Genomic DNA, 14026 nt, shown 5'->3' on the forward strand with positions numbered 1-14026 from the left:
AGAACTATGCGCGGAACAGGCCCAGCGGCCCGCGCCCGCCGGTGCTCCAGGTCGACCAGTTGGGGAAGACATAGGGCATGTCGGCATCGCTGACGCCGTGCCAGCGGGCGATCGCGCCGATATATTCCTCCTGCGCCACGGCCGGGACGAAGCGGCCCTCGCTGCTGACGTCGGTCGCGCCGCCGAGCACCGGATCCGGATAGGCGCCGAAGATGCCGCCCGGGGTGACGTTGCCGCCGACCACGAGGTGGTTGCCGCCCCAGGCATGATCGGTGCCGTTCTGGGCGTTGCCGCGATAGGTGCGGCCGAAATCGCTCATCGTGAAGGCGGTGACGTTCTCCGCCATGCCGATCGACTGCATCGCGCGGTGGAAGCCGGCCAGCGCCATGGCGAGGTCGCCGAGCAGGTTGGCGTGGGTGCCGGTGTCGTTGGTGCCGCCGTTCACCTGGCCGGAGTGATTGTCATAGCCGCCCTGGCTGACGAAGAAGCTCTGACGGTTGTGGCCGAGGCTGCCGCGCGCGTCGATCATCCGGGCGACGCGCATCAGCTGGCGGGCGACGTCGCTGGTCAGCGCGGCGCCGGTGGTCGGGTTGACGAAATAGCCGTCGAGCGAACTGTTCGCCGAGATGATGCCGTTGGCGGTGGTCGCCTGGGCATAGCTCGCGTTGATGTCGCGGGCGCTCGCCTCGGCGACATCGCCCAGGCCGGTGGCGCCGGCGAAGACGCCGAGGGCGTTGTTCTTGGCGTTGTTGGCGGCGTTCGAGGTGGTCGAATAGCCCGATCGGCTGAGGGTGCCGGTGGAGGGCAGGACGAGCGCCGAGCTGGTCTTGCCGATCACCGCCAGGTTCGAGCCGGCGATCGAGATCATCGACGGGATCGAACTCGCGCCCATCCTGTCGGTCAGGCGGCCCATGAAGCCGTCGGTGGCGAAATCGCGGGCGCGCAGGCCCTGCCAGTGCGCCTGCTCGTCCGAATGGCTGAGCAGGTTCATCGGGCGCAGATCGGCGCGCGACTGATAGGTTGCCTTGGTCAGCGGCGCGTAGAGCGTGCCGGCGTTGAGCACCAGGCCCAGGCTGCCCTCGTCCCAGATCGGGCGGAGCGCGGCCATCGCCGGATGCAGCGCATAGGCGGTGCCGGTGAGTGCGGTGAGGCGGCTGGCGGCGATGCCGACGCTGCCGCGCGCGGCGAGATAGGCGGCGTGCCGGGCATCGGTGGGGATCACCATGTTCCAGCTGTCATTGCCGCCGAACAGGAACACGCCGACCATCGCGCGGTAGCTGCCATTGGGAGCGGCCATCGCGGTGGTGCGGCCGAGCTGGCCGATCGCGGCGAGCGCGCCGGCACCGGCGGTGACCTTCAGGAGATCGCGTCGGGAAAACGTCATCGGTCCGGCTCCTCAGCGGTCGACCAGGAACATCGGGCTCGAGGCCGCGACGTAGAGCATCATCTGGGCGCGGCGGCGCGCCTGGACGGTGGCGTCGGTGTTGGTGATGGGCGTGGCGGCAGCCTTCAGCGCGTCCTTCTGCGCCTGGCTGAGCGTGTTGGCGAACAGGGTCAGGTCGATCCGCGCCACCATCGCATCGAGATCGGTGCCCATTGCTTCCCAGGGTGCCCAGACCGGCTGGGTGAGCGAGGACATGGGCAGGCCCGAATCGAGCGCATATTCGCTGCGGCTGGCATCGCCCGAGACGGTCCAGTCATAGACGAAATTGTGCCAGCGCAGCACGTTCGAGGTGTTGAGCAGCTTCGATGCCGGGCTCTTCAGCGTGGTCGATCCAGGCAGCGGGAAGTCGTCCGGATAGAAGTTGAACACCGATGGCGCGCGGAACACCGGCTGGCCCAGGCTGGTGTCGCGGGTGGTGAAGACATAGCCGTCGGTCGCGAAGCCGATCGCGCGGGCGAGGCTGGTCATCAGCAGCACCGGCTCCTTGAGCTTGCCGCTGGTCGTGCCGGGCGCATTGCGCGCCTCGCTGTCGAGCAGGATCGCACGGACCACCGCCTTCATGTCGCCGCGCTTGCCGGCGCCATTGTCGGCGAACACCGCGGCGACGCGGCCGACATAGGCCGGGCTGGGATTGGCGGTGACGAGGTGGACGATCATGTGCCGCGCGACGAAGGGCGCGGTGGAGGGGCTGTTGAACGCGGCATCGACCACGGCGGCGACACTGGCATCCTGGGTGGCGCCGGCGGCGACGCTGGTGCCGAGGAAGCTCTTCTGGGTGGTGTCGTAGCGTGCCGAGACCTGGATCATCGGCCTGGAATAGTCGCGGGCGTTGCCGTCGGTGATCGCGGCGCCGCCGACCCGGGCATAGGTCCAGCCGGTGAGCGCCTTGGCCACGCCCTTGATGTCGTCGGTCGTATAGTTGGGGATGGCCGCACCGTTCGCGTCGCGCTTCAGGCTGCCGTCCATGTTGAGCTGGTCCGGGCCCATCGAGAAGAGCTGGAGCAGTTCGCGGGCGTAATTCTCCGACGGGCCCGACTTGTTGCTGTCGGCCATGTCGAGATAGTCGCCCATGTACCCGAGCATCGTCACCTGGGCGAGGATGTCGCGGTAGTTGCCGAAGGCATTGGCGAGGAAGATCTGGTTGAACGCGGCGATGCCGGCGGTCGAGTTCACCTCGGCCTCGGACGCGACGACCATCTGGCCGAGCGCGAAGGCGGTGCGCTGGCGCAGCTGGTCCGATCCGGCGACTGCATTGGCGTAGAAGCGCATCGCCACCGGGGTGCGGCTGAAATGGGCGCGGCTGCACACCGTGTCGTTCGCGGCGCAGAAATCGCGGCGAACCTCGACGGCGAGATCGGCATAGGTGCTCGACGAAGCCGCGAGCTGCTCGTCGACCCAGGCGGTGGCGCCGATCGACTTGATGCGGGCGACCAGGTCGGGCGTGGGGCCGAAGCTCGCCTGCTTGGCGAGGCGCGCGGCGTCGCCGTCGGTGAACACCACCGGGGTGGGCGTGGGGCTGGGCGCGGCGACCACGCCGCCCGCGCTGCTGCTCGACGACGAGCCGCCACCACCGCCGCCATCGCAGCCTGCGAGCGCGAGCATACCGAGTGCCGCGCTGAGCACGGCCAGTTTGCGTTGTACGAACACCCGAAGTCCCCCGAGCCCGCGGAAAAGCCGCGACCTGCACGTCTTTGAATAATTTAGAGGGAAAATCCGGACAACCTGCAGAAATACCTAAGGAAATCTTCATTGCGATTGCGCGGCGCGCAAACGCCGCGGCTGAGGCCGGTCGTTGCGCGATCGCAATGGTGGTGCGGGCGACGAGGCGAGGCTGATGCGGGATGGATCGCGAAGGCGATTGACTCCCGTGCAATCTTGTCTCATATTTCTGTTATGACAGAAATTACGAACAACGCTGTTCAGTTGCCGATCGCAGTGCAGCAGTTCGTGCTGCACTGGGGCGAGATGGGCGGGCAATGGGGGGTGAACCGCTCGGTCGCCCAGATCCATGCGTTGCTCTACCTCTCCGACCGGCCGCTGAATGCCGAGGAGATCAGCGACACGCTGCGCATCGCGCGGAGCAACACGTCGAACAGCCTGAAGGAGCTGCTTGGCTGGAAGCTGATCCGGCGGGTGCCGGTGATGGGCGACCGGCGCGATCACTACGAGGCCGAGGTCGACCTGATGCAGATGCTCACGCGCATCGCCCAGGGCCGCAAGGAGCGCGAGATCGATCCGGCGGTGGCGGCGCTGCGCATCTGCACCGAGGAAGCGAAGCGTGATGCGGCGATCTCCGACACGGCGCGGCAGCGGATCGTGGCGATGCAGGACTTCGTGGTGACGATCGACGATTGGTACCAGCAGATGATGAGCGTGCAGCCCGGGCGGCTGATGATGCTGATCCGGCTGGGCAAGAAGGTCCTGGCATTCCTGCCCAAGGGCAAGAGCTAGTAGCGGAAGGGAGTGGTCCCATGGGTGCGGCAATCGGATATGCGCCGGGTTCGCTGGCCCGCTATGCCGATTGGCATCGGGCGCAGGCACCGCGCCTCGACGATGAAGCCAGCCCCTTTGCCCGGCTGCTCGGCGAGCGCTGGCTGTTCCTGCCGCCGGCGACGCGCCGCCGCTTCCTGCGCAAGATCGCGCCGGGTGCCTGTGTCTCCTATCTGGGCGAAGTCGCCGAATGCCGGATGAGCTGGGCTGGACGCGTGCTGGCGCAGGTGGCGCGGCTGATCGGCGGACCGTTGCCGCTCGGTACGGACCTGGGCGTGTCGGCCAGCGTGAGCGTGACGGCGGACGCCGAGGGGCAGGGCCAGTATTGGACGCGGCAATATGGCCGTGCACAGGGTTTTCCACAGGTTATCCACAGCGCCAAGCGCTTCGCCGGCCCGACGGGAATCGAGGAATATCTGGGGCTTGGCGTGGGGATCGCGCTCAGGCTGGAGGAGGAAGGCGGGGCACTGCTGTTCGTCGGCGACCATTATTTCCTGAAGCTGGGCAGGCTGCGGGTGAAACTGCCCGGCTGGGCGATGCCGGGGAAACTTACGGTGGGGCATATGGACATTGGCGGCGGGCGCTTCGTGTTCAGCCTCGACCTGGTCCATCCGCTGCTCGGCGAGCTGGTCCACCAGCTCTGCGTGTTCGCGGATCCAGCGGAATGAAGAGTGTGCCCACCATTGCCGCCGCCAGCGCGGCAGGAATCGTCGCCGCAGCGCTGGCGCCGGGCCTGGTGCTGCTGATCGCCAGCGGCGCCAGCCGTGAGGGATTGGGGGCGATGCTGCTCCTTTTCCTGTTCGGGGCACCGCTCGCCGCGTTGCACATGTGGTTCATTGGACTGCCGCTTTACCTCTACCTCGATTCGCGCGGCTGGATGGGGTGGCTGCAAGTGGCGCTCGCCGGCTTCCTGGTCGGTGTCGTCCCGTTGCTGCTGCTGACCCTGCTCAATCGCGGGCATGTCGGCTTGAGCGCGCTGCCGGGGATGGCGCTGGGCTTCGGCGGGCCTGGGCTGGTCGGCGGGCTGGCGTTCCGGGCGGTTTACGGGCGGCGCGTGGTCGGATGAGCGAGGACGCGAACTTCGCGCTCGCCGGACTGGCCGGGATGGCGGCGCCGGCGGGACTGGGCACCGCCTATTTTGCCTTCCTGGGAGGCTTTTACCATCTGCCCCTGCTGCTGGCCGGGTTCGGGGCGGGGTGCTTCGTCGCCTTTCTCCACCTGTTCCTTGTCGGTTTGCCGCTATGGGGCGCGGTATCGCGGTTCATGCCGATCCGACGGTGGACGGCCGGGCTGCTCGGCGCGGTGGTCGGAGTGGTGCCGCTCGGCTTCTTCTCCCTGATTTCGGCCGCCTGGAGCGACCTGTCGCCTGGCCAGGCCGTAGGCCCGCTGCTGTTCTGTGCCCTGTGCGGCGCGAGTTCGGGGCTGGCGATCCGGACAGTACGTCCGCTGCGGCCCGTGGAGGAGGCCGCGTGAGCCGTATCCTGGTCATCGGCGGCTATGGCGGGTTCGGCGCGCGGCTGAGCCGGCGGCTGCTCGGGGCGGGGCATGCCGTGCTGGTGGCGGGACGGAGCCATGACAAGGCCGCAGCCTTCTGCGCGGCGCATCCAGGTGCCGAGCCGATCGTCGCGGACCGGACCAACGGCATCGGCATGGTGCTGGCCCGAGAGCGGCCGGACCTGGTGATCGATGCCGCGGGTCCCTTTCAGGGCAGCGGCACTACGGTGCCCGAGGCGTGCATCGCGATGCGCATCCCCTATCTCGACCTGGCGGACGCGCGGGACTTCGTGACCGGCATCGCGGCGCTCAACAAGGGCTCGAAGGTCGAGGTGCCGATCCTGAGCGGTGCGTCGAGCCTGCCGGCGCTGTCGGGCGCAGTGGCGCGGGAACTCGCGCGGGGGCTGGCGCGTGTGGAACGCGTCGAGATCGCGCTCAGTGCTTCGAACCGGGCGGTGGCGGGCCTGGCGGTGGCGGAGGCGATCCTGTCCTATGTCGGCAGGCCGGTGCGGCTGTGGCGCGGGCAGCGCTGGGCACAGGCGGCAGGCTGGCAGGCGCTGCGTCGCGAGGCCTTCGCCATCCCCGGCAGCGCGCCGCTGCGCCGCTGGGTCGCGCTCGCCGAGGTGCCGGACCTGAGCCTGATGCCCGAGGCATTGCCCGGAAAGCCCGCGGTGACTTTCCGCGCGGGCACCGAGCAGGGGCTCCACATGCTCGGACTATGGGCGATGAGTTGGCCGGTGCGCTGGGGATGGGTCGGCACGCTGCGCGGCGCCGCGCCTTGGCTGCACCAGCTCCAGCGCTTCACAGGCTGGGCGCGCAGCGACCGTTCGGCGATGACGGTGACGCTCACCGGTTCGGGTGTCGAGCGGCGCTGGACGCTGATCGCCGAGAAGGGGGACGGGCCCGAAATCCCGACGCTTGCCGCGCAGCTTCTGGCCGAGGAAGTGCTCGCCGGGCGGGTGGCGCCGGGGGCCCGGGATGCGAGCGGACTGCTGGCGCTCGACCAGTTCGAGCCGCTGTTCGCCGGGCTGGCGATCCGCCATGCGACGACCGAGCGGTTGGTCGATCCGCTTTATGCCCGGGCGATGGGCGCACGTTTCGCGAAACTGCCGGGGCGGGTGCGCGAGATGCACGACTTTACCGGCGATGCGGGTGCCCAAGGCGAGGGCGTGGTGCGGCGGGGCAAGGGACTGGCCTGGCTGGTCGGTCGGATGATGGGCTTCCCGCCGGCTGGCGATCATCCGCTTCACGTCGCCTTCTCGGCGCGGCACGGCAAGGAGCGTTGGACGCGCGACTTTGGCGGGCAGGCCTTTTCCAGCGCGCTGAGCCAGGTCGGGCAGGGTGTTGCCGAGCGGTTCGGGCCGCTACGCTTCGCCTTCGACCTGCCTTCGGACGGGGAGGGGCTGCGGATGGTACTGCGCGGCTGGACCGCGTTCGGGGTGCCGATGCCGCGCCGGCTCGGCCCGCGCATCGCCGCACGCGAATGGCAGGAGGATGGGCGCTTCCGCTTCGAGGTCGGCGTCAGCCTGCCGCTGCTCGGCGAAGTGGTGCACTATGCCGGCTGGCTGGTGCGGGCATGAGGGAGCCGGCGCCTTTCGGCAAGGTCATGGGCAGCTTCCTCGTTGCCTCGATCGCCGCCAGCCTGATGGGCGGTGCCATCGTCTCCTTCCTGATCGCACAGGACGTGCCGTCGGGCTTCGCCGCGATGCCGTTCGTCCTGATGAATGGCCTGGTCCCCGGCTTTCCGTTCGCCTTCGGGCACGCGCTGGTGCTGGGCTTGCCGGTATATCTGTGGTTCGAGCGTCGCCATGCGCTGAACTGGTGGATCGCGATGGCGGCGGGAGGCGTGATCGGATTCCTGCCGATGCTGCTGTGGATCGGACCGACTATGGCGTGGGGCGACATCGCCGCGCCGCTGATCACGGGCGCAAGCGGTGCGGCGGGCGGGCTGGTCTTCCGGGTGGCGCTGTCCGACCTGATGCGCAACCCCTAGCGCAGCCAGCGCGCCATCTGGGGATAGGCGGGCAAGCCCAGCGCCTCCGCCTGATGCGCCTCCGCCGTCATGCCGTAGAACTGGAGCAACGGCGCGCCGGGGCCGGCGCCATTGTCGAATGCCGTCGCCAGTGCCGCGCCCTCGCCCTTGTAGCCATCGGCGTGGAACAGCACCTGCGTGTCGATCCCGATCGCGCGGGCAGCGGCATAGGACCAGGCGATCGCTGCCATCTCCTCGCCGGGATCGTCACGGACCTCGCTCAGCGTCGGGCGCTCTGCTGGATCGGTGACGGCGATATGGCCCGCCTCGTGGAGCAGGTCCCCCGGATAGAAGGCGCGCTCGGAATCGAGCATCAGTCCGCCGTCGCGCACCTCGATGCCGGGCAGGAAGCTGTCGCCTTCGATCCTGCCCCGGCTTACCGGGATGCCGATCTCTTCGAGGAAGACGAGGATGCGGATCGTGTCGGGGTGGTCGAGCGCCATGGCGCAAGGCTAGCCGCGTGCTCTCCAAACGAAAAGAGGCGGCCCGTTGCCGGACCGCCCCAATTCCTTGGCAGTTGCCGAGGCGCTTAGCGCTTCGAGAACTGGAAGCTACGACGGGCCTTGGCCTTACCGTACTTCTTACGCTCGACCGTACGGCTGTCGCGGGTCAGGAACCCAGCGCGCTTCACCGGGGTGCGCAGGATCGGCTCGTACTTGGTGAGCGCCTGGCTGATGCCGTGCTTCACCGCGCCGGCCTGGCCCGAGAGGCCGCCGCCCTTGACGGTGGCGATCACGTCGTACTGACCTTCGCGCTCGGTGATGCCGAACACCTGGTTGATGACGAGACGCAGCGTCGGACGCGCGAAATAGACTTCCTGGTCACGACCATTGATCGTGATCTTGCCGGTGCCGGGCTTCAGCCAGACGCGGGCGACGGCGTCCTTACGACGGCCGGTCGCATAGGCGCGGCCGAACTTGTCGAGCTCCTGCGCACGCAGCGGGGCGGTGCTGACCGGCTCTTCGATCTGGCCGGCGAGATACGCCTCGGCGCGGTCGTCGGACGAAGCCTGGGCCTGGGCGGCCACGGCCTGCTCACCGGCGGCGATGGCGCCGAGATCGGAAAGGGACTGGCGGTTGTCGGACATTATGCGCCCACCTTGTTCTTGCGGCTCATGCCGGCGATGTCGAGGACCTCGGGGTTCTGGGCCTCATGGGGATGCGCAGCACCGTTGTAGATGCGCAGGTTGCGCATCTGCTGGCGACCGAGCGGACCGCGCGGGATCATGCGCTCGACGGCCTTCTCCAGGACGCGCTCCGGGAAGCGGCCTTCGAGGACCTTGGCGGCGGTGATGCCCTTGATGCCGCCCGCATAGCCGGTGTGCTTGTAGTACACCTTCTGGGCCAGCTTCTTGCCGGTGAAACGGATCTTGTCCGCGTTGATCACGATGACATTGTCACCGCAATCGACGTGCGGGGTGAAGCTCGTCTTGTGCTTGCCGCGCAGGACGTTGGCGATCACCACGGCTGCACGACCGACGATCAGCCCTTCGGCGTCGACGATGTGCCACTTCTTCTCCACCTCGGCCGGCTTCGCCGACTTGGTGGTCTTCATCAGCGCCTTCATGGGCTGGGACCTTTCGAGTATGAAACGCGAGCGCGCCGCCGTTTCCGGCAGCGCGGTTGATGGCCCTCTGACGATTCGGATTGGAAAAGTCAAGAAAAGCGCGGGTTTGCTGACGGGTATCTGAATACCGCGGTCCGATTTCCCCTCAGTGCAGCCAGGAGAGGGTGAGCGTTTCGACTGGGACCTCCTTGCCGTCGATCTTTGCGGTGCGGCGGCTTTCGAAGCGGAGCGGCATGCCGCTGGGCAGGTCGATAAGCGTGGTGGATCCCTCGGTGACCAGCATTTCGGGCATCTTCTCGGCGAATTCCCGCTTGAGCTTCTCGCCATCCCTGGACGTGCCGAAGCGGTCGACCATGCGGGCCATCAGCTGCTTCAGCGATTCCGGATCGATCTCCGAGCGGGAGACGAGCGTGGCGGTGCGGCCCGGCTCGGCGGTGGTCAGGGTCACGGTGACGTCCATCGTCACGCTGCCGCCGAGCAGCGGCACCTGCTGCGCCATCGGCGTCCGTATCGCTTCGCCGACCTTCATCGACAGTCCGCCGCCGCCGAACAGCGGATCGACATTGCGCAGCAGCATCGAAGGGGCGGTCTCTGCCGTGAGCGCAGTGAACATCGCGCGGATCTGCGGCATGACCCTGTCGCGCTCGTTGGCCGGGATGATGGCCGCGGCCGCATCGACTGCGGCCATCATCCGCGCCTGCGCCGCCGGCCAGTCGCGGACGCGCAGCACGTTTCCCTCGGCATCGAGGTCGAAGGCAATCGGCGTGCCAGTGAAGGGCGCGACCATGGGCGCGACTGTAGGCGCGTGCATCTCGGCCGGAAGCGATGCGGGGTCCATCCGCCAATGCGCGACGAAACCGTCGCCCGCCCTGGCGAAGTGGAGTTCCTCGACCCAGTTCGTCACCACGGCCGGCCAGTCCTTGCGCGCGGCGCGGTCGCGGACGACGCGGTAGCGCAGGGGCGTGTCGAGCGGCGGGTTGAAGACGATGTCGATGGTCGCGGGGGTGGCTGCGGCGCCCGATTGTGCGGCGGCCGGGGCCAAGGGCACGAGGCAGGCGAGCAGTGCGGCGGCGGCTCCGGTCAGAATCGAACGCATGGATTTCCCCTTTGCCGGGACACGGCCATGGCGCCACGGCCAAGTCAATTGCCGTCGGCGACCGGCTCCACGGCGAGCAGGGTGATGCTGACCTTCTCCAGTCCGCCCGAGCGGATGCGTAGGGTCTTGCTCGCCCGGGTGACGAGGCCGGTGCGCGGATCGACTTCGGTGACGCGATCGAGGGTGACGCCCTCGGCAGCGGCGCTGGTGGTGCTGCGCAGCCGTCCGTCGGGGAGGGCCACGACGGTGCGCGTCCCGTCGAGCGATGTCGCACCGCCATGGATCGCGCGGCCGGGCAGGCGGACCGGCGTGGTGCCGGGCGTCATCGTCTCGTCGGCGATCACCGCCAGGGCGAACGAGGCGAGCATCGCGCGCTGTCGCTCGGGTGGCAGTGCCCGCAGGGGCGTGGCGATCCGCGCCGCGAGCTTCTGGCGCTCGGACGGCGCGAGAGAACGGCGTTCGGCGGCGCTGCTGGCGGCGCGCTGGCAGAAGCGCTCCCATAGGGCCGGCATGTCGTCGATCGTGGTCACCGCGCCGCTTCGATCGAGATGGAAGACGAGCATGTGGCCGGACAGGGCGCCAAAGCCGGCCTCGTAGAGCGCGCCGCTGACATCGCCGGTGTCGCCCGTCGCGCTGCGGAGCGTCACTTCGGCGCGATAGCCCTCGCCTTCGCGCAGGAAGCGGAGGTGGCGCTCCATGCGATAGAGGCGGTCATCTTCACGGCGTTCGGTGACGACACGGAGCGGCACGTCGATCGGTGGGGAGAAAAGCGCCACGCTTGCCTGGAGGACAATCGCGGCGAGCAGCATCAGCGCGTCTCGGCTTCCACCCAGGCGGTGACATCGGCGCCGGCAGTGGCGGTCCAGCTTTCGATCACCGGCAGGTCATAGGGGTGGAGCACGGCGATCCGCTCACGCAGGCGGGTGGCGAGCATCGGGCGGGTCTTGAACAGCACCGGCACTTCCTCGGCCCGCTCGAGTTCGCCGTGCCACAGGTAGAGCGAGGTGCAGGGGGCGAGGATGTTGGCGCAGGCGGCGAGGCGCTCGGCCAGCACTGTCTCGGCGACGCGCTCGGCATCCGCCCGCGTGGCGAAGGTCACGTAGAAGAGCGCGAGCTCGCTCAAGCGCGCTTGCCGCCCGCGACATGGGCGCCCCAGACGGTGGCGATGACGACCAGCGCACCGGTCAGCTGGTGGAGCGCGGCGAGCCAGATCGGCATGCCCGCCATCACCGTGGCGATGCCGAGCAGGATCTGGGTGCCGAAGGCGCTGTGGATCGCGATCGAGGCGCGACGATCGGCGGCACGCACCTTGCGCGACAGCACGACCAGCGCCGCCACCGCCACCCAGGCCCACCAGCGATGGATGAAATGGACCACCGCCGGATCGGAGAAGAGGATATGGCCAAGGCTCTGGCCGGCCTGGCTGACGCCCGGGAAGAAATGGCCGTTCATCAGCGGCCACTGGTCGGTCACCAGGCCCGCGCGAAGGCCCGCGACGAGCGCGCCGTAGAAGAGCTGGACGGCGAGGATGACGAGCACAATGGAGGCGAGGCCGGTGAGGCGGGCCGGGCGGGCGCGGGAATTGCGCTTGAGGGCGAGCAGGTCGAGCGCGGTCCAGATGATGCCGCCCAGCGTGAACAGCGCGGTCATCAGGTGCGCGGCGAGCCAGAAATGGTCGACCGCGGTGCTGGTCTTGTTCAGGCCCGACTTGACCATCCACCAGCCGAGTGCGCCCTGCAGCCCGCCCAGCGCGAGCAGCGCGATCAGTCGCCAGCCATAGCCCCTGGGGATGGCGCGGCGGATCCAGAACCAGACCAGGGGCAGGGCGAAGGCGAGGCCGATCACGCGGCCGAGCAGCCGGTGGAGATATTCCCAGAAGAAGATGTTCTTGAACTCGGCCAGCGTCATGCCGCGGTTCAGCTGCTCGTACTGGCCGATCTGCTGGTAGCGGGCGAACTCGGCCTGCCATGCCGCTTCGGTGAGCGGCGGGATGGTGCCGGTGAACGGCTTCCACTCGGTGATCGACAGGCCAGATTCCGTCAGGCGGGTGATGCCGCCGATCACCACCATCAGCACGATCAGCGCCGCGACGGCGAACAGCCAGTGGGCAAGGGCGCGGGGGCGGGCGGAAGCGGGGAGCGAAGTCATCTGCAGCACGGGCGGAGGTGTAGTTCCGAAGAATGGCGATGGCGAGTCCTGCCCCGGCCCCGCGCGCACGGCTTTGACCGGAGGCAAACTGCCGCCCATGCCTTGAGGGCATGGGGGTATACCCATTTTGGCGATTCGCGCGCGCGAATCTTGCGCGCATAGTCCGGCAAAAGGGTCGTAAACGGGGGTTTAGGCATGAGCCAGCGTCTCACAAGACGGCAGGCAATCGGCGGAGCCGTGGTCGCGGGCAGCATGGCGAGCCTGGCGAGCTGGCCGGGGCTCGCGACGCTGGCGGTGGCGCCGACGACCTTGTTCCGAGAAGTACTGCTGGTCGATGGCACGGGCATGGCGCCCCGGCTCGCCAATGTGCTGGTGGCGGACGACCGGATCCTGCGGATCGATCCGCCGTCCTCGAACGGGGAGGCGACCCGGGTCATCGCTGGCGAGGGACGGGTGCTCGCGCCCGGCTTCATCGACATGCACAGCCATGGCGACCCGCTGGAGGACAGCTACGAAGCCTTCCTGGCGATGGGCGTCACCACGATCACGCTGGGACAGGACGGCAGCGGGCCACGGCTGGGCAAGGATGGGGATCCCCGGCCCTGGATGCAGGCGGTCGATCGGGCGGACATCGACATCAACGTCGCCTTGCTCGCCAGCCACGGTACGCTGCGCCGTGCAGCGGGGGTGTCGGACGCGGTTCGCCACGTCGATGTCGCCGGGCTCGCGCGGATGGCGGCGCAGCTCGAGGCGGAGCTGAAGGCCGGGGCATTCGGCCTGTCCTATGGCCTGGAATATGTGCCGGGTATCTATTCGGAGACCGCCGAGCTGACCAATCTCGGCCGGGTGGTCGCCAAATATGGCGGCGTGGTGATGAGCCATATGCGCTCGGAGAATGACGAGGAGATCAAGGCCTCGATCGACGAGCTGATCGCCTCCTCGCTGCCGGCGCGGCCGCACATCTCGCACCTGAAGGTGGTGTTCGGGAAAGGCGAGGCGCGGGCGCGCGAACTGCTCGCCTTCCTCGCCGAGAAGCGCCGCCAGGGGATCGACCTGACCGCCGACCAGTATCCCTATGAGGCCGGCTATACCGGCATCGCGATCCTCTTCCCCAAATGGGCGCTGCCGCCGACCGACTATGCCAAGGTCGTGGCCGAGCGCCGCCAGGAGCTGCGCGACTATCTGGTTCAGCGCATGACCCGGCGCGGCGGGCCGGAAGCGCTGCTGATCGGCACCGCGCCCTATGCCGGCAAGACGCTGGCCCAGGCGGCGCAGGAGGCCGGGCTCCATTATGCCGATTTCCTGATCAAGATCGGTCCACAGAGCGGATCGGGTGCGCATTTCACCCAGGACAAGGCGCTGCAGGACGTGCTGCTCGTCGATCCCTTCGTCGCCTTCTCGACTGATGGCGGGCCGGGCATGCGCCACCCGCGCGCGACCGGGACCTATGCCAAGCTGATCGAGGAATATGTGGTGCGCGACCGCAAGCTCAGCATCGAGGAGATGGTGCGCAAGGGCACCGGCTTCCCGGCCCATATCCTGCGGCTAGCCGATCGCGGCGTGATCCGCCCGGGGATGAAGGCCGATGTGATCCTGTTCGATCCGAAGCGGGTGAAGGCGCGCTCCACCTATGTCGATCCTTTCGCCAAGGCCGTGGGGATCGACTTGGTGATGCTGGGCGGTGAGCCGGCCTATGAGGGCGGCGTGCGGGTGGGGAGAAGCGGGCGGTTGCTGCGGGCGGGGCGATAGCTTCCCA

General features: G+C 68.5%; 16 protein-coding genes. 7 read left to right on the forward strand and 9 right to left on the reverse strand.

Features of this window, described 5'->3' with window-relative positions; all coding sequences use genetic code 11:
- Positions 1-4: 4 nt before the first annotated feature.
- Together GGR46_RS10645 and GGR46_RS10650 are read right to left on the reverse strand one after the other, a co-directional pair.
- Complete coding sequence (locus GGR46_RS10645; RefSeq protein ID WP_183997495.1) at positions 5-1384, reverse strand: DUF1501 domain-containing protein; 1380 nt, start codon at positions 1382-1384, stop codon at positions 5-7.
- Positions 1385-1396: 12 nt separating this feature from the next.
- A complete protein-coding gene (locus GGR46_RS10650) occupies positions 1397-3091 on the reverse strand; it encodes a DUF1800 family protein (RefSeq protein WP_183997497.1) in 1695 nt (564 codons plus the stop codon).
- Positions 3092-3337: 246 nt separating this feature from the next.
- Between GGR46_RS10650 and GGR46_RS10655 the strand changes: the two genes are divergently transcribed.
- The 6 genes from GGR46_RS10655 to GGR46_RS10680 are packed head-to-tail and all read left to right on the forward strand — an operon-like array spanning position 3338 to position 7421.
- Positions 3338-3895 carry a GbsR/MarR family transcriptional regulator gene (locus tag GGR46_RS10655; protein ID WP_183997499.1) on the forward strand — a complete coding sequence of 186 codons (558 nt, stop codon included), beginning with the start codon at positions 3338-3340 and terminating at the stop codon, positions 3893-3895.
- 20 nt (positions 3896-3915) lie between these two features.
- Positions 3916-4602: a DUF4166 domain-containing protein gene (locus tag GGR46_RS10660; protein WP_183997500.1), complete on the forward strand. Its 687-nt coding sequence runs from the start codon at positions 3916-3918 to the stop codon at positions 4600-4602.
- Complete coding sequence (locus tag GGR46_RS10665) at positions 4599-5000, forward strand: hypothetical protein (RefSeq protein ID WP_183997502.1); 402 nt, start codon at positions 4599-4601, stop codon at positions 4998-5000. The genes GGR46_RS10660 and GGR46_RS10665 overlap by 4 nt, the downstream gene beginning before the upstream one ends.
- A complete protein-coding gene (locus GGR46_RS10670) occupies positions 4997-5407 on the forward strand; it encodes a hypothetical protein (protein WP_183997504.1) in 411 nt (136 codons plus the stop codon). The genes GGR46_RS10665 and GGR46_RS10670 overlap by 4 nt, the downstream gene beginning before the upstream one ends.
- On the forward strand, positions 5404-7008 hold the full coding sequence (locus tag GGR46_RS10675) for a DUF4166 domain-containing protein (protein WP_183997506.1): 1605 nt from the start codon (positions 5404-5406) through the stop codon (positions 7006-7008). The genes GGR46_RS10670 and GGR46_RS10675 overlap by 4 nt, the downstream gene beginning before the upstream one ends.
- Positions 7005-7421 (forward strand): hypothetical protein, encoded by a 417-nt coding sequence (locus GGR46_RS10680; RefSeq protein WP_183997508.1) that lies wholly within the window; start codon positions 7005-7007, stop codon positions 7419-7421. Before GGR46_RS10675 ends, GGR46_RS10680 begins: the two co-directional genes overlap by 4 nt.
- Here GGR46_RS10680 and GGR46_RS10685 read toward each other — a convergent pair.
- From GGR46_RS10685 to GGR46_RS10715, 7 genes are all read right to left on the reverse strand, one after another.
- The gene (locus GGR46_RS10685) at positions 7418-7903 is read right to left on the reverse strand and encodes a hypothetical protein (RefSeq protein WP_183997510.1); all 486 of its coding nucleotides are present in this window, start codon (positions 7901-7903) and stop codon (positions 7418-7420) included. The two genes, GGR46_RS10680 and GGR46_RS10685, sit on opposite strands and share 4 nt — an antisense overlap.
- Before the next feature lie 86 nt (positions 7904-7989).
- Positions 7990-8547, reverse strand: coding sequence for a 30S ribosomal protein S9 (gene rpsI / locus GGR46_RS10690; protein ID WP_183997512.1), 558 nt, complete (start codon positions 8545-8547; stop codon positions 7990-7992).
- Entirely contained in the window at positions 8547-9026 is a 480-nt protein-coding gene (gene rplM, locus GGR46_RS10695) for a 50S ribosomal protein L13 (RefSeq protein WP_183997514.1), read from the reverse strand. Before rplM ends, rpsI begins: the two co-directional genes overlap by 1 nt.
- Before the next feature lie 145 nt (positions 9027-9171).
- Positions 9172-10122, reverse strand: a complete 951-nt coding sequence (locus GGR46_RS10700) for a hypothetical protein (protein ID WP_183997516.1) — start codon at positions 10120-10122, stop codon at positions 9172-9174.
- 44 nt (positions 10123-10166) lie between these two features.
- On the reverse strand, positions 10167-10931 hold the full coding sequence (locus tag GGR46_RS10705) for a hypothetical protein (protein ID WP_183997518.1): 765 nt from the start codon (positions 10929-10931) through the stop codon (positions 10167-10169).
- Positions 10931-11245, reverse strand: a complete 315-nt coding sequence (gene cutA / locus GGR46_RS10710) for a divalent-cation tolerance protein CutA (protein WP_183997520.1) — start codon at positions 11243-11245, stop codon at positions 10931-10933. The genes GGR46_RS10705 and cutA overlap by 1 nt, the downstream gene beginning before the upstream one ends.
- Complete coding sequence (locus GGR46_RS10715; RefSeq protein ID WP_183998773.1) at positions 11242-12270, reverse strand: COX15/CtaA family protein; 1029 nt, start codon at positions 12268-12270, stop codon at positions 11242-11244. Before GGR46_RS10715 ends, cutA begins: the two co-directional genes overlap by 4 nt.
- Before the next feature lie 195 nt (positions 12271-12465).
- Here GGR46_RS10715 and GGR46_RS10720 point away from each other — a divergent pair, with 195 nt between their 5' ends.
- Entirely contained in the window at positions 12466-14019 is a 1554-nt protein-coding gene (locus GGR46_RS10720) for an N-acyl-D-amino-acid deacylase family protein (RefSeq protein ID WP_183997522.1), read from the forward strand.
- The last annotated feature ends 7 nt before the right edge of the window (positions 14020-14026 follow it).

The organism is Sphingomonas kyeonggiensis (assembly GCF_014196745.1).
GTDB classification, from domain to species: Bacteria; Pseudomonadota; Alphaproteobacteria; order Sphingomonadales; family Sphingomonadaceae; genus Sphingomonas; species Sphingomonas kyeonggiensis.

What these genes read in the sequence shown, in the direction of transcription:
- GGR46_RS10645 (WP_183997495.1), bottom strand. Translation starts at nt 1,384, where the DNA reads ATGACGTTTTCCCGACGCGATCTCCTGAAGGTCACCGCCGGTGCCGGC.
- GGR46_RS10655 (WP_183997499.1), top strand. Translation starts at nt 3,338, where the DNA reads ATGACAGAAATTACGAACAACGCTGTTCAGTTGCCGATCGCAGTGCAG.
- GGR46_RS10660 (WP_183997500.1), top strand. Translation starts at nt 3,916, where the DNA reads ATGGGTGCGGCAATCGGATATGCGCCGGGTTCGCTGGCCCGCTATGCC.
- GGR46_RS10665 (WP_183997502.1), top strand. Translation starts at nt 4,599, where the DNA reads ATGAAGAGTGTGCCCACCATTGCCGCCGCCAGCGCGGCAGGAATCGTC.
- GGR46_RS10670 (WP_183997504.1), top strand. Translation starts at nt 4,997, where the DNA reads ATGAGCGAGGACGCGAACTTCGCGCTCGCCGGACTGGCCGGGATGGCG.
- GGR46_RS10680 (WP_183997508.1), top strand. Translation starts at nt 7,005, where the DNA reads ATGAGGGAGCCGGCGCCTTTCGGCAAGGTCATGGGCAGCTTCCTCGTT.
- GGR46_RS10685 (WP_183997510.1), bottom strand. Translation starts at nt 7,903, where the DNA reads ATGGCGCTCGACCACCCCGACACGATCCGCATCCTCGTCTTCCTCGAA.
- rpsI (WP_183997512.1), bottom strand. Translation starts at nt 8,547, where the DNA reads ATGTCCGACAACCGCCAGTCCCTTTCCGATCTCGGCGCCATCGCCGCC.
- rplM (WP_183997514.1), bottom strand. Translation starts at nt 9,026, where the DNA reads ATGAAGGCGCTGATGAAGACCACCAAGTCGGCGAAGCCGGCCGAGGTG.
- GGR46_RS10700 (WP_183997516.1), bottom strand. Translation starts at nt 10,122, where the DNA reads ATGCGTTCGATTCTGACCGGAGCCGCCGCCGCACTGCTCGCCTGCCTC.
- GGR46_RS10705 (WP_183997518.1), bottom strand. Translation starts at nt 10,931, where the DNA reads ATGCTGCTCGCCGCGATTGTCCTCCAGGCAAGCGTGGCGCTTTTCTCC.
- GGR46_RS10715 (WP_183998773.1), bottom strand. Translation starts at nt 12,270, where the DNA reads ATGACTTCGCTCCCCGCTTCCGCCCGCCCCCGCGCCCTTGCCCACTGG.
- GGR46_RS10720 (WP_183997522.1), top strand. Translation starts at nt 12,466, where the DNA reads ATGAGCCAGCGTCTCACAAGACGGCAGGCAATCGGCGGAGCCGTGGTC.